This is a genomic window from Pseudoalteromonas pernae (genome assembly GCF_039831865.1).
Lineage (GTDB): Bacteria > Pseudomonadota > Gammaproteobacteria > Enterobacterales > Alteromonadaceae > Pseudoalteromonas > Pseudoalteromonas pernae.
Genome location: NZ_JBDODM010000003.1, coordinates 90212 through 110538, shown reverse-complemented (window position 1 = coordinate 110538; position 20327 = coordinate 90212). Strand labels below are relative to the sequence as shown.

General features: G+C 47.0%; 14 protein-coding genes. 7 read left to right on the top strand and 7 right to left on the bottom strand.

The features are described 5' to 3' along the window. Positions 1–92 precede the first annotated feature (92 nt). From V1358_RS08635 to V1358_RS08625, 3 genes are all read right to left on the bottom strand, one after another. Complete coding sequence (locus V1358_RS08635) at positions 93–1319, bottom strand: threonine/serine exporter family protein (protein ID WP_347393242.1); 1227 nt, start codon at positions 1317–1319, stop codon at positions 93–95. 92 nt (positions 1320–1411) lie between these two features. Continuing rightward, positions 1412–2641 carry a glycosyltransferase gene (locus tag V1358_RS08630; RefSeq protein ID WP_347389581.1) on the bottom strand — a complete coding sequence of 410 codons (1230 nt, stop codon included), beginning with the start codon at positions 2639–2641 and terminating at the stop codon, positions 1412–1414. Further along, positions 2638–3672 (bottom strand): LacI family DNA-binding transcriptional regulator, encoded by a 1035-nt coding sequence (locus V1358_RS08625; protein ID WP_347393241.1) that lies wholly within the window; start codon positions 3670–3672, stop codon positions 2638–2640. Before V1358_RS08625 ends, V1358_RS08630 begins: the two co-directional genes overlap by 4 nt. 267 nt (positions 3673–3939) lie before the next feature. Between V1358_RS08625 and V1358_RS08620 the strand changes: the two genes are divergently transcribed. Then, positions 3940–6402 carry an alpha/beta hydrolase family protein gene (locus V1358_RS08620; RefSeq protein ID WP_347393240.1) on the top strand — a complete coding sequence of 821 codons (2463 nt, stop codon included), beginning with the start codon at positions 3940–3942 and terminating at the stop codon, positions 6400–6402. Between the two features lie 30 nt (positions 6403–6432). Here V1358_RS08620 and V1358_RS08615 read toward each other — a convergent pair whose 3' ends face one another. Continuing rightward, complete coding sequence (locus V1358_RS08615; RefSeq protein ID WP_347393239.1) at positions 6433–8073, bottom strand: sensor histidine kinase; 1641 nt, start codon at positions 8071–8073, stop codon at positions 6433–6435. Between the two features lie 150 nt (positions 8074–8223). Here V1358_RS08615 and V1358_RS08610 point away from each other — a divergent pair, with 150 nt between their 5' ends. Both V1358_RS08610 and V1358_RS08605 read left to right on the top strand, forming a co-directional pair. Continuing rightward, complete coding sequence (locus tag V1358_RS08610; RefSeq protein ID WP_347393238.1) at positions 8224–9954, top strand: MFS transporter; 1731 nt, start codon at positions 8224–8226, stop codon at positions 9952–9954. A 572-nt stretch (positions 9955–10526) separates the two neighbouring features. Then, a complete protein-coding gene (locus tag V1358_RS08605; protein WP_347393237.1) occupies positions 10527–10928 on the top strand; it encodes a cupin domain-containing protein in 402 nt (133 codons plus the stop codon). Between the two features lie 27 nt (positions 10929–10955). Here V1358_RS08605 and ygjK read toward each other — a convergent pair whose 3' ends face one another. The 3 genes from ygjK to V1358_RS08590 form a co-directional block, all read right to left on the bottom strand. Further along, on the bottom strand, positions 10956–13250 hold the full coding sequence (gene ygjK / locus V1358_RS08600; protein ID WP_347393236.1) for an alpha-glucosidase: 2295 nt from the start codon (positions 13248–13250) through the stop codon (positions 10956–10958). Between the two features lie 84 nt (positions 13251–13334). Beyond that, entirely contained in the window at positions 13335–14546 is a 1212-nt protein-coding gene (locus V1358_RS08595; protein ID WP_347393235.1) for a M24 family metallopeptidase, read from the bottom strand. 17 nt (positions 14547–14563) lie between these two features. Continuing rightward, positions 14564–15844: an NAD(P)/FAD-dependent oxidoreductase gene (locus V1358_RS08590; protein WP_347393234.1), complete on the bottom strand. Its 1281-nt coding sequence runs from the start codon at positions 15842–15844 to the stop codon at positions 14564–14566. 178 nt (positions 15845–16022) lie between these two features. Between V1358_RS08590 and V1358_RS08585 the strand changes: the two genes are divergently transcribed. From V1358_RS08585 to V1358_RS08570, 4 genes are all read left to right on the top strand, one after another. Beyond that, a complete protein-coding gene (locus tag V1358_RS08585; RefSeq protein ID WP_347393233.1) occupies positions 16023–16937 on the top strand; it encodes a dihydrodipicolinate synthase family protein in 915 nt (304 codons plus the stop codon). 3 nt (positions 16938–16940) lie between these two features. Continuing rightward, positions 16941–17942, top strand: coding sequence for a 4-hydroxyproline epimerase (locus V1358_RS08580; protein WP_347393232.1), 1002 nt, complete (start codon positions 16941–16943; stop codon positions 17940–17942). 10 nt (positions 17943–17952) lie between these two features. Then, positions 17953–19449: an aldehyde dehydrogenase (NADP(+)) gene (locus V1358_RS08575; RefSeq protein ID WP_347393231.1), complete on the top strand. Its 1497-nt coding sequence runs from the start codon at positions 17953–17955 to the stop codon at positions 19447–19449. Between the two features lie 165 nt (positions 19450–19614). Beyond that, positions 19615–20283 (top strand): GntR family transcriptional regulator, encoded by a 669-nt coding sequence (locus V1358_RS08570; RefSeq protein WP_347389568.1) that lies wholly within the window; start codon positions 19615–19617, stop codon positions 20281–20283. The last annotated feature ends 44 nt before the right edge of the window (positions 20284–20327 follow it).

Here is a 20327-nt window from a genome sequence, read left to right as displayed (position 1 = left end):
AAAATCCATTGTTGTTCCTGCAGTGTTTTAGGGTGAACTTTAGCCTTCTTTTACCCATGAGGCTTTTCCGTTTGGAAGTTCACCCTCTTTTTTTATAAGCTTTTCTTTGGTGGCAACAAGACGTTTGCAAAAATGAGTCCCGCCACAAGCGACATGAAAATCAAGAATGTTTGTTGGCCGATATGGTCGGCGTAAACAAAATCTTGCCCTTCAATCAGTGAATTAAGTCCGATATAAGTTTTCGAACCTGGCACCAAGACAATCAAACCTTGCATCGCGACGATGGACGCTGGGGCATTTGCTATGCGGTTAAATAGGTTACTGAATACACCCACAGCCATAGCACCCACAAAGGTACCCAAGGTGTAATCGAGATACGTTGCGCCGGCGATACTCACACCATAGGCAATAAAGCCTGAGGCTAAAGACCACAGTGCGTGTTTGGTCTTGGTTCGAAAAATCACAACCAGTGACATACACAGGAATAATACCCCTAACCAGGGCGTCCACTTGGGTAGCGGATCCGGTGATACATAATCGGCTTGTCCGAACAGTGCAAAGCCGATACCTATGCCAATAAATGCCCCAAAATACAGCTTAAACAGCAACATAAATGAGTCCATGACTCTTGCTGTACCTGATACCAAATGCCTTGCTGCGAGCTCTGCCAAGCCAAGCGCAAGAGCCAAACCTGGGATGAAGACGATAATACTAGAGAGCACCACCAAGCGAATATTGATATGTGGGTCGAGATACACACTGACTGCACACGCGAGAATAGCGGATACCACTGCAACCACGGGCTCGAGCATGTGCGCCACGCGTCGAGAATAACTCGACCACAGCACGAACAAATACACGACAAGGGTAAGCAATGAAGACCAAAACACGTCGTTCCAGCTGGTGCCCATAAGCATCGCGAAGGCACCACCAGTCATGGCGAAGGCCCCCGCGGTGATGACACGGTTGTACGGTGCAGGCATCACAGCAATTTCATCGAGGCGTTTATCTGCTTCACTGATAGTGAGCAAGCCGCTTAGTAGCTCATTGACTACTTCATCGGTGTTTGCCAAGGAACCTAAATCGTGATCACCTGGGTCCACACGTGCGACGTGGGTGTACTCATTTTCATGGCCTTCAGTCCAGATAACGAAGGTTACAGAAGTTGGCGACATTACAAACGAGGATTTCAGCTCTAAATGCGTGGCCACCTCCATGAGGTGTGCTTCTAATCGGTAAGCTGGCGTGCCGTATTTGTGCAGCATTTTGCCAAGCTTCACGATGAATTTTCGTTTTTCTTTAAATAGAGCGTCTTCCACGCAATTGTTCCTCGGTCATGGGGTGAGTGGCGACAGGCCACTTAGAGCGTGCGCATTTTAGTGTTCTAACATTACCTGTCTACTGATTTCTATCAAGATTTAGGTGAATTTTTTGCTTCAATCCACTGCGCCATGTATTGAGTGCTGCGCATCGTATGGTGTTTCAACATTTGCCCGATGAAATTGCGTTGTCGATGTGCAACTAAGTCACCACGCACTGCTGCTATTGTTTTCAGTAGGGCGTCAGACAACGCTTGTTTATCATATACTTGCTTAAGTATAGCTAATCCATTTTGTTGAGCCTCAACAAAGTGCGTTTCATCTTCGTGCAATTTTACAGCGGCATCGGCGAAGAGCTGCGGGTCGTCCTCGACGGCGCCATTCCAAGGCAAGGTTTGATGCATACCCTCAGCGCCGATGGCGGTGGTTACTGACGGAGTTTGGGTGATCATCGCTTCGAGTAATTTACCCTTAATTCCGGCGCCAAAACGCAACGGCGATAAACATACTCGTGCTTGCCCCATTACCGCCAACGCATCTTCCGCCCACCCTTTAATAAGGAATCCGGTTTTTGGGTTGTGCAATGCTGTTGCTTTTGGGGGCGGGTAAGAGCCGTATATATGCAGTTCTGCTTTGGGCAGCTGCTTACGGATCAGTGGCCATATTTGTTGCAAATACAAGACCGCATCCCAATTTGGAGCATGCCTGAAATTGCCAATGGTCATAAAATGTTGTCGCTCATCAAACGACAACACTTGTTGCGGTAACGCTTCAAGGTCGACTAAAAAGGGGAGGTGATGGACCAGCTGCTCATCAACCTTGAATACCTCTTTAAGCAGCTGCATTTCATAGCTTGAGATGATCAAACTGAGATCGCTGCGTAGGATGGCTGCAATCTCACGCTTCGCCAAATCGCTATGCAAATCTGCCTGCTCAAAAGGCCTTTGGGCTTTATGTGCTTCTTGTCGCGCTCCGCGTAAACATTGTAAATCTTCAGTATCGAGAATTTTCAATGCGTTAGGCGCAAACTTATCAACGCGCCAACCAAACTGTTCTTCCATCATAAAACGGTCGAACATCACAATATCTGGCTTTAATATTTGAATGTATTCATCAAAGCTACTGCAATTGAGGGCAATTTCAGCACTGCTGATATCGTATTGGCTGAGGTCTTCCATGTGCTCAGTGCGCTGTGCGGGTGATGCAAATTCTACTTGCCACCCTTGTGCACGAAATAGCTTAAGCAGCGACATCATATGTGTGCCAGCGGCTGACGAATTGGGCTCTGGCCACACATAGCCAATTACTAATACTTGAGTCATGAACAAGAAGCTCGTTTTATTAAAGTTACATCGATAAGTGTGCGACGGGCGACACTTTGCTGGTTAAGCAATGCGGTTAGGTTATTTAATGTGTGCTCTGCGATTTCTTGACTGCGTATTGCCACAGAGCTTAAAGGGCAGGGCAACAACTTGGAATCGGGGAAGTCGCCAAGACCGACAATGAAGGCATCTACGCCTGCAACTAAACCATAATTAGTCAGCATATCGAGCACGCCGTAGGCGACAATATCACTGAAACACACGATGCCGATTGGTCCTTCTTTGCTTGCAAGTAGGGTGTTTTCACTCAGTGCCTCTTGGCTCGCTCTGCGAGTATTGGCGCACTCAATCAAGTGAATATTGGCGTTACGTTCATGCAATTGTGCGGCTTGCTGGAATCCTTCGACAATACGGCTGTAGCCACTCATGGTTGGCTTGCCACCGAGGAGAATTACCGAGTTACAGCCTTTATCCAATATCGCTTGGGTCGCCAAAAACGTGCCTCGCTTGGTGTCGGCAAGTACACATGGTGCTTCACTCAACGACACTTCACGCAAAATATTAATCACCGTGATCCCTGATTGTGCAAGCGCATTTTGCCAATTTACATCAGTGTTGTGGGCAGGGCACAGCAGTACTGCGGTGACATTTGATTCTTTTAATCGGTTCACAAGTTGTTGTTGGGTGAGCACATCATCGTTGCTACACAGAAGCATAGGCACAAACCCCATCTGCATGATGCCTTGTTGCAAGGTGTTAGCGATGTCATTGAAGGTGGGGTTGTCTAAAAAAGGCAAAATGATGGCTACCAAGCCGGAGCGTTTGGAGCGCAATGAAGCCGCATCGCGGTTATAAACATACCCCAGCTCAGTCATCGAGTGATGCACTTTTTCTTTGGTTTTAGCGCTCACTTTTTCTGGTTGAGACAACACTAAAGACACCGTCGATTTAGAAACGCCAGCGTGTTGAGCGACGTCGATAATGGTGACTTTTGAATACATAGGTGAGTGGGTCATGTTTTTGTAATGCATTGATTAAGCTTTCCATAGTACCAGAATACCTACAATAGAGTCAGCCAAAAACCGCAAAGTGATGATGGTCACTGCCATATAGGATAAATAGCATAAGTATTGATTTGGCGTATTTGGATTCGATAAAAACAGGCGTGGTCACTCCTCACCCCGTCATTTTTGCGTATTAACTTAAAAAATAACCGCTTAGGCTTATTTAGTTGCCTCATAAAGATACCAAGGTACACTGTACCTGAACGGATAATAATCAAAATAAAAGGGTTTTCTATGAAAAAACACCTCATTGCCAGCGTTCTTATTGGCGCATTTGGTTTGTTAGGTGCTGCAGGTGCGCATGCTCAGCAAAGTGCTGCGACAACCGACGCTGCAAGTTCCAGCGGTTACCAAGTACCTTCAGCCGAATTAGCCCAAGTCGTTGATGCTAAATTAGCACCACGCTCTATGTTGTCGCCTGATGGTAAATGGTTAGCGTTACTTGAGCGTCGTCGTGTAGAAAGTTTGCAGGAGCTTGCAAAACCTGAGTTGAAGCTTGCAGGAATTAAGCTTAATCCAGATAACTTTTCGCGCTCGCGTGTTCGCAATAAGTACACTGCGCTAAGCTTCAAAGCGCTTGAGGGTGACGTCACTATCGACGTGGCGAATTTAGGTGAAGGCATACTGCGCTCACCACAGTGGTCCAGTGACAGTAAATACCTGAGCTTTGTATTTGAAACCCCAAAAGAGGCAACTCTTTGGCTTTACGATATCACTACCCGCGAGTTAAAACAGTTAACACCGTATGCGTTGAACTCTGTAGTTACCTCGACTCCTTATGAATGGATGCCAGATGCCAGCGGTGTCATCATTAACCACGCGGTTAATATTGGCAAAGAACAACCAAAAGATAATGCTGATACTGTGGTTCCAGTTATTCAACAAACCACTGGTGAAAAAGCACCCGCGCGTACTTACCAAAATTTGTTAACCAGCCCGTATGATGAAGCGCTGTTTTCATTCTATGGCCAAGGTCAATTGATGCGTGTGAGCTTGGACGGACAGGCAAAAGCGATTGGTAAAGCCAAGCTATTCAGTAATTTCAGCATTTCACCGGATAGTAACAACATTTTAGTGTCTTCGCTGGATGAGCCGTTCTCATATCAAGTACCGTATTTCCGCTTTGCGAGCACTTGGTCTGTGTGGGGCATGAGTGGCTATGAATTGAAAGAATTGGTTAAGCAACCTCTTGCCGACAACATTCCACAAGGTTTCGACAGTGTTCGCACTGGTCCTCGTGATTTTGAATGGCGTGCAGATAAAGGCGCAACCCTAGTTTGGGCTGAGGCTCAAGATGGTGGCGATATGAAAAAAGATGTGCCACATCATGATTTTATTTACACCCTAAGCTCTCCTTTTAAGCGTAAGCCGAGCTTACTTGCAAAAACTGAGCGCCGTTATTCAGGTTTCACATGGGGTAATGACAACGTCGCTATGTTATCGGAATGGCGCTTCAGCGACCGCAATGTGCGTACGTGGATCATTGCACCGAACAACGCAGATGCCAACCCAGTGCTGTTCTCGGATCGCAGTTACAATGATGCCTACAAAGACCCGGGTAACCCAATTTATACTTACAACGATTTGGGGGTAGGTGTGATGCAGGTTATCGGTGACCGCTATATTTTCTTACGCGGTAACGGTGCATCAGAGCAAGGTTATATTCCATTTTTAGACCGATTCGATGTTAAAACAAACACCACGGAACGCCTATGGCGAAGTGAGTCGCCTTTTTATGAGCGTGTTATTGCCTTACTAGATGATGAAGGTCGACGCTTTATCACTATTCGTGAATCTAAGACTGAACAGCCTAATATTTTTGTTCGTGACTTAGATGAAGACACCTTGGTGCAATTGACTCAATTCCCACATCCATATCCTGCATTTAAAGGAATTCAAAAAGAGCAGATCCGCTATAAGCGCGACGACGGTGTAGAGTTATCAGGCACCTTGTATCTGCCAGCGGGATATGATGCATCGCAAGGTCCTATTCCCGTGCTAATGTGGGCTTACCCGCTTGAATATAAAGATAAAAGTGTAGCTTCTCAGGTACGTGAATCACCTTATGAGTTTACCTATATTGGCTACTGGGGACCCATGCCTTATCTGGCTAAAGGGATTGCAGTGTTCGACGACCCGAAAATGCCGATTGTGGGTGTAGAGGGGCAAGAGCCGAATGATACCTTCCGCAAACAATTGGTTGCTAGTGCACAAGCAGCGGTGGATGTATTAGTAGAAAAAGGCGTCGCGGATAAAGACAAAATTGCCATTGCTGGTCACTCATACGGTGCCTTTATGGTGGCGAACTTGCTGGCTCACAGTGACTTATTCAAAACAGGTATCGCTCGCAGTGGTGCTTACAACCGCACCTTAACGCCATTTGGCTTCCAAGGCGAAGAGCGAAACTTCTGGGAAGGCCAAGCGGTATACGCAAACATGTCGCCATTTTTTCATGCAGAGAAAATTAACGAGCCTATGTTGATGATCCACGGTAAAGAAGACCCAAATAGCGGCACTTTCCCGATGCAGAGTGAGCGCATGTTTGCGGCAATGAAAGGCTTAGGTAAGGATGCTCGTTTGGTTATGTTGCCATACGAAGCTCACGGTTATCAGGCCCGCAAGAGCTTGCTGCACGTATTGTGGGAGCAAGAGCAGTGGTTAGATAAATACTTATTGAGTGACGAAGCATCAGAGTAATTCGCTTTAACTGACTTAAAAACCCACGCTTTATGCGTGGGTTTTTAATGCGATCTGCTCCCGTGCTGTCGATTGCAAAAAGCCATCTATGGGCATAGATATCACAAAGCAGGTACCGCCGTCAGTGTGCGGTTGATATTCCAAAGTGCCACAGAAATATTGATTTATTATCGCCATTGCCAGACTCAATCCCAAACCCATCCCTTTAGCATTTCGGTTGCCAACTACAAAAGCGTCAAAAAGCTTATCCTTGATGCTATCTGGCACACCATGACCATTGTCGCAGATACGGATGGTCAGTTTGTCGTTGATCACATTTGCTTGAATGCGCAGTTCTTGACCCAATGAGTCGGGTTCAAAAGCATGATTGAAACTGTTTTCGATTAATGCACAAAGACATTGCTGGAGCAGAAACTTAGGTGCATGAATACGGATCTGTTCGTCAACATCCAAACTGACCTTGACGTCTAATTCTGGCTTGTCTATTGCACTCAAGCAGGCTTTTACTTCATCAGCCAACACCAAAGTCTGTGCTTTGTCAGTAAAGCCATCTTGAGTGATTATCTTGAGTTTATTAATGATGGTGCTGATCCTGTTCGCACTGTTGCCGACCAAATTTGCACAATCCTCAATCGTGTCAATGGTTTCCAGCAAGGTTGCTTTTGCGATTTTGTTTTCACTTACTTGGCTTTTTACTGCTTCCAGTGCCATCAATTGGCTGCTTGAGGCGGTTACAGCGATACCGACAGGAGTATTTATCTCATGTGCTAGCCCTGGAATTAGCCGCATCAAGGTTGCAGATTTCTCGGCACTAACTAATCGTGCTTGTGCATGTTTTAAATCCGCGATGGCTTCGTTTAGCGCGCTGTTCTTCACCGTGAGTTGTTTGGTTTGGTTTTTCACCTCGTTGTTTAGATAGGCAATGATATTGTTGCGAATGCTCGAGCGTGCATTGTAAATAACAAGAAGGGTTGCTAGCAGAAGTAAAAAGCACAGCAATGCACCACTGTATAAAATGGTTAGTTGACGAGAAGATTCTTGAATAAACGTTTGTAATTTCTCTTCGCGGTTAGCTAAAAACGAGTTTATTGGTGTCATGATTGCGACTTTGCTTTGCAGATAGTCTTCACTGTATAGGATTGCCAATGCACCACTTCGGTCGTCTTGCTCAACCAAAGCAAAGGCTTGTTTTTCCAGCTGTACCAGTGATTCACTCTGGTTGTACGCGTGTGTCAAAGCATTCAATTCCGCGGTTGAAGCGCCATTTTCTTCGAGTAGGCTTAACAGAGACTGCGGTTTGCCACTTGCCGATGGAGCTTGACCATCTTCGACCATCATCATGTCCCAATACACGCGATTAAGATGTTGCGGCCGAGGGCTGACGCCCGAGCGAATAGCAATGATTTGTTCAAAAAACTGTTTGAATTTTTCATTGCCAGTTGCCGCATAGGCTCTGGCCATCATAGTCAATTGATCTGAGCTTAATCTCAGTTCTTGAGACAGGTATACCAAGTTAAAGTGTTTTTGTAACCCTTCTTGTTGGGCGCTTTTGCTCATAAAGGCAAAGACAACAAATAACATGGCACCCACAAACAACAGGATGGACGCGACAACAAGCTGCTCGAAGTATTTAAAGCTTAAAAAGTTTTTCGGATTGTTTGTGTTTTTCACACCACTCATACGCTAGCCGCTTGTTTTCGCGATGGATATTGTCGCTACCAAGTATAGGTTAATATTTTCGCTTTTCGCCGCTTTATCGATTTGCAACGATGTAATGATTCATGGTATGTATATTGTATACAATAATAACAAGCAACCCTTATGGCTCGTCTATTCGCAACCGCACGTTCATCCAATGCCAGTGATTGGCATTTTGATTCACGATTTTACATTGCCAACGTTATGGAGGTATTCGAGCGTCTCGCATGGTATGGATTCTTCGCGGTATCTTCCATTTACATGACCACCCCAAAAAGCCAAGGCGGAATCGGATTTTCTGAGGTGGAGCGAGGGGCAGTGCAAGGCATTATTCCTTTTTTCTTATACCTACTGCCTGTGCTAACTGGTGCATTGGGAGATAAGCTGGGATATCGAAAAATGTTCCTGTTCTCCTTTAGTCTTATGGCGCCGGGTTACTTTATCCTTGGGCAGGCAAATAGCTTCTGGGCTTTTTTTGGAGCTTTGTCTTTAGTCGCTTTGGGTGCAGCCTGCTTTAAACCAGTCGTTGTGGGGACAATTTCTCACTGTACGAATGACCGCAATCGAGGACTTGGATTTGGCATTTTTTATACCATGGTCAATGTCGGGGGCTTTATTGGACCCATGATCGCAGGGGCAATGAGAGCAATTAGTTGGGATGCGGTATTTATGATGTCGGCAGGGTGGATCCTCATTAATTTTCTTCCCGTACTTTTTTTCTATCGCGATCCCCCCACATTAAATCGTCAAAAGAGTTCATTCAAAGACACAGTAAAGCAAGCGCAACATGTGCTTGGCAATGCACGCTTAGCTCTGTTACTCGCCGTTAGCATCCTATTGTTGATGGCAGCAGGCGTGCAATGGATGAGTTATAGTCTAGCGTTTTTAGCCATTGCAGCCTGGGCGGTTATCAATGTGCTCTGGAACAAATTAGCAGGCGGCGATGAGCACAAAGCGCGCTGGTGGCAAGAAAAAATCAGGGTAAGTAATCCGCGTTTCGCTCTGTATTTATTGATTCTCACCGGCTTTTGGACTGTCTACAACCAGTTGTTTTATACCCTGCCATTGTATATCCGTGATTTCGTTGATACACGAGACTTGCTCAGTATTATTGGGCTCTTTGGCGATGGCGCCATCAACTTCTTTGCTTTTGTCGACTCGGGGCAAATTCAAACCAACGTGCAGGCCCTGTTCAGTCAACTTCAACAGGGAGTCGAAATTAATATTGAATCACTGCGCTTGCAGTGGGTGCACGATAAAATTAACGTGCCTGCGAGTGAACTGACTGTATTGGTAAATGAGCTTTCTGTGATCAGTGGCTTACAAACTGAATTAAGAACTGAACAAGTTGCCGATTTTAGTCAGCGCTTGATTAGTTTTCGACAAATTAACCCTGAGTATCTAATTAACCTAGATTTTGCCGCCATAGTTTTGGCACAAATTGCAGTTAGCGCCTTGTGCCAGCGCTTTAAAACCTTTTATGTACTCAGTGTTGGCTTGGTTGTTATGGTCATCGCATTTGTGGTGTTGATGGCTTCGGGCATGTATACCAGTGGCGTGATGGTAGTTACGGTTATCTTGCTGATCGCTTTGGCTGAAATGCTTACCTCGCCAAAAAGCCAAGAATATGTGGCAAGTATTGCTGATAAAAGCCAAGCCGCGCTGTACATGGGTTACTATTTTGTTTCCATGGCTCTGGGCTTCTTGTTTGCTGGCTTTTTATCCGGTTGGAGTTATGCCGAGTTAACACTGGCAATGCATCGACCAGAACTGATGTGGGGACTTTTTGCTACCATCGCGCTTATTACTGCTGCGCTTTTGTATTGGTTTCACCATACGCAGCCTAAACAGTGACAGTTCCATGTGAACTCATCAGTAGATGGCAGTGATGGACCTTTATAGAGGCTTTTAGTCATTGAGGATGTTTGTGCGCACTTGTGGGGGATGACTAATTCGGCCTGGATGAAACAAGAGGTGCCTAAATTTGTATCTAACAAATACTAACATTTAAGCTGTGGCTGGGTAGATACGTAGCTGTTAATCTACCTTAACGGCTCAAATTTAGGGATATAAGGTGAACAAAGGTATTTTTCCCGTAATATGCGGATTGATGTTGAGTGGGTGTGTGGTGGTGCCGGTGAAAGACACTGAGCATGTGCAAACCTGCAAACTATCTTCAGATAAGAAAACATTGCAAATCGTGGATGTAGCAGAGGAAACCAACACGTACTATTCAGTGAGCGGAATTTTGCTGTCTCCCATATTAGTTCCCACAACCGCGATAGTTTCCGGAGCCTATGTGTTGGTAAATAACACCTATCATCTTGGTGAGCAAACAATTAGATGTGGCGACGCAAATTAGGAGCTGAGCAGCTATAGTTGACCATAGATGACTGATATAGAAGCTCACTGTGAGCGGTGTACATATGAATAAAAACAAATTACTAACAGCTTTAGGTGTGAGTTTACTCATCACGTTTAATACCCAAGCGCAGAGCCCTGCCGTGACGAATTTGTTCAAAGACGTGTCCTCTGTAGCAAGTGGTACTGAGGTGATGATGAGTCAGCTCAACATACCAGCGAATACCCGCTTGCCAAAACATTGGCATCCGGGAGAAGAGTATGTGTATATCGTTTCCGGTAGTGTCACGTTGTGGCAAGAGGGCAAACCTGACACCTTAATGACAGCCGGCGATGCAATAAAAATACCGCTTAAACAAATTCATTCCGCGATAACCGGTGCTGAGCCTGTATCAATTGTGGTGTTTCGCGTGCATGAACAGGGCAAGCCCATACGCATTAATGTGGATGAAGCGCCACAGCAGTAAAGTCGCTGCTGCGCGCTTTATTTCAGGTTAATCCGCGAACCAATTCTCTTTTGCCATGAGGTATAAATGAGCGGCACTCCAAGAAAAGTTGGGGGCCCCTTGTTGCTCCCCAGTCAATGGGTTGTAGTTCTCACGAATAGGGGCGCTATCTAAAATACCATCGCCATTATTTAATAGCTTGGCAGCGAGCATGCGTGCATCAGAGTCATACCCATAATCACTGAGCCCCTTTAAGCCAAAGTAAACTTGGTCTAGCCACACTCGGCCGCGCCAATATATATCTGCGCCAAATGCCGGATTAGATTTTGCAGCGCTCCCTAGCGGCACTCGCGTATTAAAGTGCTGCTCATCGAGCATGATTTTACGGACTTGAGCAGCTTGCTCGTCAGTGGCAATACCGTTGAAAAGTGGTGACCAACCTTCAGGACCCATACCGCGCTGAGCGATAGCCTGACATTGATTGCCATGATGCTTTGTGTACACATCGAAAAAGAAACCGTGCTCATCACTAAACATGCACTCTTGAATGGCTATTTTTAGGGTAGCGTATTCCTGAGCCATCCTTTTATGCAGGTCAATGTCACCGATATCTTTGGCTAACTCGCTAAGTCGTTTTGCTTCATTGGCAAAATAGCTCGATTGATCAACTGATTCTTGGTCTATGACAAACCCTGCAAGATCACCGTTAGCCCTAAACACCGGTGCTAATTGTACTTCCCAGTCGCTGCGGTTTCCGCCTGTGGAGATATATTCTTTAAGTTGTATATTGCTGATAAAGCCAAATGTTGCTGCATGGTCGCGGCCGCTTTCCCAAGAAGCGGCTGTGAGCGCGGGTATATCAATCTCACCACCTTGAGCACGCGCTTGAGCCAGTGCATCTAGGCCATACATTGCTTGGTTGTTGTGATAAAACAGTAGTTCACCTTGGGGGTTGTTGTGGGCTTTGTCACGGGTTGCACCGTATTCCATCAGCCCATTGTGATTACTATCACGATTAGTGTGCCACCAAGTGCGATAAGCAATTAACTTGGGGAGCATTTCTTGTACAAACGCTTTATCTTTTGTCTGCTCAAAAAGAATGTGCAGGGCCCATGTCGCCAGCGAAGGTTTAGTGTTGCGCTCGTTCCAATTGCTGCCATCACCACCGCGCTGAGCGCTGCGATTATAGGCAATCAGATCGGGTAGCATGCCCGCGTCTTGTGGTCGTACGGCGTCGTTGGGCTGAATTTGCTCTGCAAATACGGCTCTCATGTGGGCTTTGGCAAGTTCAGGCTCAAAGTGGGCGAGTGCAGCTATGTGTTTCCAGCTATCCCACGGCCATGTTTGGTTCCCCGAGAACCACCGCGCAGTGACTGATGGAGAAACAGTGTCAAATTGCAGCGCTCCGGCGGGGGAACGCCAATTGCCAATGAGCGTTTGCATTGACTTCACTGCGATACGTTGACCCGCTATTGATGTTATTCCGGCCGTTGCTTCGGTGATGCGTTGTTGCCAGCGCAGCGCGCTCTGTGCAAATTGTGTTTCGAGTGCAAGCCAGTCTACTTTGGCTGGCCATGCTGTTAATTCGTGTTCGTCCAGGATGTAACGATAGCGACTGTACAGTGTCTGCCCTTGAGACATAGAAATTGAGCTTTGATATGTATTGGCTTGGACTGTGTGGGTACTTTCAATACTACGTGTAATGGAAAACTGGGCGCTGCCCGATGTCATTAGATTGTAACTGTCTCGCGTACGGCCAAGGTTCAGCACAATATCTTGCTCTCGTTGCTGCCAGTGCAGATTTAAGGTATTGAAGCGTGCGGCAATGGTTTGCTCATTAAGCTTTTGCTCTTTGGCGTGGAAATGCTCCAGCAATTTGCCCCGATAATTAAGTGTCAGATTATGACCTTTTATCACTTCTGTGCGCAGTGCTGAGGTGCGCGCATCAACAAAACGCAGCGTATGGCGAATGTGAATATGACTCGTGGTAAGCTCTTGGACTAACGCACCGGGTAATGAATATTGCGTTACATCCAGCGCCACAACTTGGTTATTGTGCAATACCTCTAAGCGTTCGAATTCATTCGCGAAATAATTAAGATATTCTTCATTTAGCAACGCTAGAGCACCCAAACCGGGTTGCTTTTGGGCATTAAGTAAATGGCCGTGCCATGCGCCCATATCAAAAAACGGGTTGTGACGGGAATGGCCAAATTTGTCTTGGTCTTGCATTGCCAGCACGTTGGCTTCGCGATTGATCAAGTTACTGTTTTGGGGCAGCGTGTTGTTGTTGCCGTGCGCTGATAGGCACACAAGTAACGCAACAAATAGTAGTAGGCGCATGATTGTCCTTGCTCTGCGTCAAATGAATATTACATTGGCTCAAAGACAGCACCGATGAGGTGCTGCCGTTCTAAATGCCTGCTGTTACAACCCAAATGGATTGTCTATGCTGTGCGCAGGTTCTGTGAACCACACTGGACCTTCTTCTGTGGTGTAGAAATGATCCTCAAGGCGAACACCAAATTCATCGGGGATCACCAGCATAGGCTCATTTGAAAAACACATGCCAGGGGCAAGTAGTTGCGGGTTGTCTTTTACAAGGTACGGCCATTCGTGAATGTCCATCCCGATACCATGACCTGTGCGGTGTGGGCAACCCGGCAGTTGGTAATCCGGACCAAGGTTTTGTTCAGCCAAGTAGCTGCGTGCAGCGTAGTCGACATCGCCACAGGTGTTGCCTATTTGTGCGGCAGCAAACGCTTTGAGTTGGGCATTCTTCTCAAATTCCCAGAACATTCGCTGGCGCGGTGTGGCTTCACCGAATACATAAGTACGAGTGATGTCACTTAGGTAGCCTTTTAATTGGCAGCCAGTGTCAATTAACACCATGTCGCCTTTTTTAAGTGTTTGCGCGTCTTTCACACCGTGAGGGAAGCTGGTGGCTTGGCCGAATAACACGATACAAAAGTAGTTGCCGCCCACCGCGCCTACTTTTTTGTGCGCCTCGTTTATAAAGGCTTCCACTTCGCGCGTGGTGATCCCTTCATGAAGGATAGATGCCGCGGCTTTGTGCACCTCAAGGGTCATGTCCATTGCACGTTGAATCAACGCCAACTCGTTGGCTGATTTTTGCATACGGCAATGTTTGGTTACGTCGCCGCCGTTAACTAAGGTGTAATTTGGCGCCACCTTTTTGATGCCATCGGCAATAAAGAATTGCGCACTTTCATCAATTGCCAACGTGGCGTTGTCGCCATAACCTAGTTGCACCATCACATCACGCACTAATTCATACGGATTTTCTTCTTCTTGCCATGCGTGGATGGGGGCATCAATAACTTGGTAGTCACGCAGTGAACCAATTTCAAAAAAGGGTGCAACGAACGCGATATCACCTTGTGCAGGAAGCAACGCACCCACAAGGCGCTCGCTTGCATACCATTTTAAGCCGGTGAAGTAGGTCATGTTGGTGCCAGCGTTAAGGTATACAGCGTCTATATTATTCGCTTGCATGTAGGCTTGCGCTTTAGCGATACGCGCGCGGTATTCAGCCTCTGCAATTGGCTTAATGTCTGTAGTCATGTCGCTCAGTTGTGCCAACGCTTGTTCTTGTGTTTGATAGCCAATGCCTTTCATTGCGCCTAGCTCCTTAGTTATTGAAACCGCGAGATGCAAAATGCATCGATATTTATCGCAGTGGGTTGTTGGTTAATACTTGCTGCTATCAGCTCGCTTGTTATCGCCGCTTGGGTAAGCCCTAAATGTTGGTGCCCCAGCGCGAAATAAATATGTTGATGGTGCGGTGCTTGTCCTATCACTGGCAAAGAGTCGGGCAGTGACGGACGGGCACCTTGCCAACAGGCGTCGTGTTCGAAGTGCTCGTTGATTTTTGGTATGAGCGCTTTGCCATGTTTAAGTAGATTATGAGCACGGCGATAGTCTGCGGGCGCTGCTAACCCAGCAAACTCAACGGTGCCCGCCAAGCGTAAACCATACGTCATGGGCGTCACTATAAACTGCCGTTCGGCACAGACGATAGGGCGAGTCACATTATAGTGTGTTGTTAACTGATAATGGTATCCGCGCTCTGCTTCGATTGGCAACGAGTAGCCTAATTTGTGACACAGCACTTTACTGGATGCGCCAGTACATACAACTACTTTGCGATAATCACTGCACTGTTGTGCGGTGACTAACTGGCAATGCTCGTCAGTATGATTTAAATGCTCAATACTTTGCGCGAAGAATTGCCCGCCTTGCGCTATAAATTCTGCAAACAGGTAGTCGCTTAATGCTTTTGGCGAAGCGGTGTGACCAACCTGGGTGAAATACAGTGCGTGAGTAATGTGCTTGTTTAGTTCAGGTTCAAGTTGCAACGTTTGTTCCTTCGTGAGCAGCTCAACTTCCACCCCTTGTGTTTGGTATTTAGCCATCAATTTGTTGATGGTCGCCAACTGAGTGCGCTCAAATGTCAGTAGCGATCCCTGCAGTTGAATATGTGTTGCAAATTTTGCTCCCAATAACCTTTGCCACGCGCTGAGTGCTTGCTCGTTCAGCGCTTTTAGCGCTTGCGTGTGTTTGCTGTAGGGGGCTTTGCGCATATTCAGGCAAAATTGCCAAAGCCATGGCAGCAACTTGAATAGATAAGCAGGGCGAATACGCAGTGCACTTGATGGTGTGAGTAGCATTTTAGGCAGTTTGGGCAATAAGCTCTTACAGGCCAGCGGAAAGACTTGCTCAGTGGCAAAATGTCCGGCATTTCCGTATGAACATTGGCTTGAGGGTTGCTGTGCGTCGTACAAATGAACCTCATAACCTTGGCGCTGTAATTGCAACGCACAACTGATCCCGACAACTCCCGCACCCACCACCGCAATCGGTAACTTTTTGCTTTGCTTGTCGCTAGAGTGATTTTGCATGCCTGCTTTATCCATTTCTTTGCCGTAAATTTTAAAAATATTTTTAGTTAATATTTTCAATGGCTTGGTTGTTATTTTGAGTGCTTATAAGAACCCGAAATCACACTTAAACGGCGTAAATTAATTTTCAATGTTGAATATTGTATACAATATATCTATGATGGCAAGCATAACGACAACATGAGGATTAACCATGAAGGTAAATTGGCAGGGTGTATACCCAGCAGTCACAACCCAGTTTAATGATGATGACAGCATTAATTTTGAAACCACAGCAGCGATGATCGACACCTTAGTTAAAGAGGGTGTGCACGGCATCATCGTGCTTGGCACGGTTGGTGAGAATTGTTCGCTACGAAGTGAAGAGAAGCGTCAAGTATTAGCCATGGCAAAAGAAGTTGTGGCCGGTCGCGTCCCCGTGCTCAGTGGTGTCGCTGAAACAACGACTCAGTTTGCAATCGAATTCGCACAAGATGCACAAAAACTGGGCATTGACGGCTTGATGGTATTGCCAGGCATGGTTTATCGCAGCAGCGAACGCGAAGCGATTGACCACTACCAGCAAATCGCCCGTGCTACGACCTTGCCCATCATGATCTATAACAACCCCGTTACCTACGGCGTTGATGTGTCTATAGATGGCATGCGCGTACTTGCTGATGAGCCAAATATTGTCTCGGTAAAAGAAGCAACTGAAGATACCCGTCGTATTACCGAGCTGTTCAGTGCCTTTGGTGATCGCTTTGTGGTATTTGGCGGAGTAGATGATATCGCCCTTGAATCAATGATGCTCGGTGCTACCGGTTGGATTTCGGGTTTGACCAACGTCTTCCCACGCGAATCTGTGGCTATTTACAAGCTAGCACAACAAGGTCGTTACGAAGAAGCAAGAGAGCTGTGGCGCTGGTTCTTACCGCTACTGCGCTTGGACACTATTCCAACACTAGTGCAATGTATCAAATATGCAGAGCAACTCGCTGGTCGTGGCAGTGAGCGCACTCGAGCGCCACGTTTGTCGCTTCCTGCGGATCAAAAAGCGTATGTTGAGCGCCTATACAACGAGGCACTTGCGAACCGCATTGACCTAAGCAAGTACAACTTGGACTAGCCTATGAACCGCGGAACCTTCTTTTGTATTGACGGCCATACCTGCGGGAATCCAGTGCGCTTGGTAACAAGCGCCCATCCGCCTCTCGAAGGACAAAGTATGAGCCAAAAGCGTCAGCACTTTTTGCGCGAATACGACTGGGTGCGCAAGGCGTTGATGTTTGAACCTCGTGGTCACGACATGATGTCAGGCTCGTTCCTGTATCCACCGACAACATCTGATGGTGATGCGGCCATTTTATTTATTGAGACCTCAGGCTGTTTGCCCATGTGTGGTCACGGCACAATTGGTACGGTGACATTTGCCATCGAAAGTGGCTTGTTGCATCCGCGTACCCCAGGCATTGTCAAGCTAGACACGCCAGCAGGGCGAGTCGAAGCGCATTATCGATGCAGTGGTGACAAAGTTGAAGCGGTGAAGATTTTCAATGTGCCCGCTTATCTCGCCCACGAAAATGTGCAGGTTGATGTGCCGGAGCTTGGCACATTAACGGTGGATGTGAGCTTTGGTGGCAACTTCTACATTATTGTGGAGCCACAAGCGAATTTCCAAGGCATAGAACAATGCACTGCGGCTCAGCTGCTGCGCTGGAGTCCACAACTTCGAGCTGCGATTAACGCGCAACTAGAATGCATTCACCCAGAAGATGCCACCATGCGTGGTGCTTCGCACGTACTTTGGACAGGTCAGCCCAAAAACAGCGACTCTGATGCAGCCAATGCGGTGTTTTATGGCGACAAAGCTATAGACCGTTCGCCGTGTGGCACAGGCACCAGTGCACGCATGGCACAATTATTTGCCAAGGGACGCCTAAAGCAAGGCCAGCCTTTCGTGCACGAGAGTTACATTGGCAGTCAGTTTGTTGGTTGCATCGAGTCTGTGACTGAAGTGGCAGGAAAAGCTGCCATCATGCCAAGCATAGAAGGCTGGGCTCGTGTGACGGGCCATAACAGCATCGTGGTTGATGACGATGATCCATATGCCTTCGGCTTTCAAGTTCTATAAGGAGACAGTAATGCCACATACGTTAACCGGATTTAGTTACATCGCAGGTCAATGGCACCAAGGAAGCGACACGCGCTTCTATGGCTTTAGCCCCGCGCAAAATGAACCGCTGAACCAAGCATATTACGACATCACGTTAGATTTAGTTGATGCTGCATGCAGTGCTGCGCAGCAGGCATTTGTTGCATATCGACAAACAAGTATGCAAGCGCGCAGCGAATTTTTACACGCTATTGCTGATGAAATCGATGCGTTGGGTGAGCAGTTGCTTGACACAACGCACCAAGAAACCAATTTGCCAATGGCGCGTTTGCAAGGCGAAAAAGGGCGAACCATGAATCAGCTGCGTGCCTTTGCAGATGCCTTAGCGCAAGACCTTGCACCTTTGAATCTGCGCTGTGAAGACGCCGCAGATCCTGCGCGTCAGCCGCTGCCCAAACCGCACACTCAGCTTAAGCACTTGCCAGTTGGCCCTGTTGCTGTATTTGGAGCGTCGAACTTCCCTTATGCTTTTTCAACCTTGGGAGGTGACACAGCGGCAGCTCTCGCGGCAGGGTGTCCGGTTGTTATGAAAAGTCATCGTGCCCATCCAGGCACCAGTGAACTAATGACTCAGGCTATCGACAAGGCAATCATGCGCTGCAACATGCCAGCGGGCGTGTTCTCTATGCTACAAGGTGTGAACTACGACATTGCTCACCGCTTAGTGGCAGCACAGCAAATCAAGGCTGTGGGCTTTACTGGGTCTATGGGCGTAGCTAAAGCATTAATGACCACGATTCAAAGCCGTGAAGAGGTAATCCCATTTTACGGAGAGTTAGGCTCAATTAACCCGCAAGTGGTCTTGCCAAACGCGTTGCAAAGCAAGCCGCAATTGGCACAGCAGTTGTGTGCATCAATGCTTATGGGCAATGGTCAGTTTTGTACCAGTCCTGGGTTGTGGTTAATACCTCATGATGGTGCAGATGAGTTTTTGCATCAGGTGCAACAGAGTATTAGTGCCGCGCCTTCGGATACGCTCCTAACACCCGGTATCCTGCGATCCTTTATGCAGGCCATTGACAGTCTCACTCAATGTACTGCGACAAACCTCGTCGCAAAAGGTGAAAAATCGCGAGATTTTCACGCGAATGCTCATGTGTTCAGTTGTGATGCTCAACAATTTTTAGACACACCTTTGCTGCATGAGGAAGTATTCGGCCCAAGTGCATTGATTGTGCGCTATCGCGATATGACGCAGCTACTGAGCATTATTAATGCTCTTGAAGGACAACTCACAGCTTCGATACATGGATTTAACGAGCAAAGTGACATCGACCAAAGCGTGTTCGAGGCACTGAGTTATAAAGTTGGGCGTCTCATTTTAGAGCAAATGCCAACCGGTGTTGAGGTGTGTCAGTCGATGAATCACGGTGGCCCATTCCCTTCATCTACCGATGTACGCTCTACCTCTGTGGGTATTGAGGCTATGCGCCGATTTATGCGCCCTTTGTGTGTGCAAAGTTAAGTTCCTAGTCGTAAATATGTGTTAAGCAAAACGTCCCCCAAGCGCCACCCATCCCTGTTAGCGGTGGCGCTTTTTTCTGTGTCTGACATCAATGTATACAATTGACTCGAAATAGCGCGAGAGCATCGGTATACTGTATAAAAGATGCAACTTATTGAAAGTATTATGGCAATCGAACATAAAACCCGAACCCAATTGGTCGCTGAAGCAATTCGTGAAAAAATCCTGCTGGGGGAATTCAAATCTGGAGAACCGCTGCGTCAGGCTGCACTTGCTGAAGAACTCAATGTTAGCCGCATTCCTGTGCGTGAGGCCTTATTACAGTTAGAGGCGGAGGGACTTGTTAACTTTGAAGCCCATAAGGGGGCGACGGTTACTGAGATAAGTGCATCACAAGTCGATGAAATCTTCGATTTGCGCGCATTACTGGAAGCTGAGCTGTTGCGTCATTCCCTTGAAAAGTTAAGTGAAGATGATTTTCAAAGTGCTGAAGCTCTGCTGCAAGAACTCGAAGCTGCGATGGCTGCGGGTGATACACAAGCCGCGACAGGCCACCTGAATAGCGCTTTTCATGGCAAGCTTTACAGTAAAGCCGAGCGTCCACAAACCCGTGAACTCGTTGAGCAGTTTAGTAAAAACTCCGAACGTTACGTGCGCATGCATATTCTTTTAGCTGGTGGCCTAAACACCGCTCCAGAAGAGCATCGTGAGTTGTTGAAACTGTGCCGCGCAAAGAACGTTGATGCTGCGTGTGATTATTTGATTCGTCATATCACAGGCGCCAAAGAAGATATCAAGAATCTACTGATCAAGATGGAAGAGCAGGGCGCATAGACATTGAAGATGCAGACTCCAAAGTCTGCATCTTGCGAACTAAT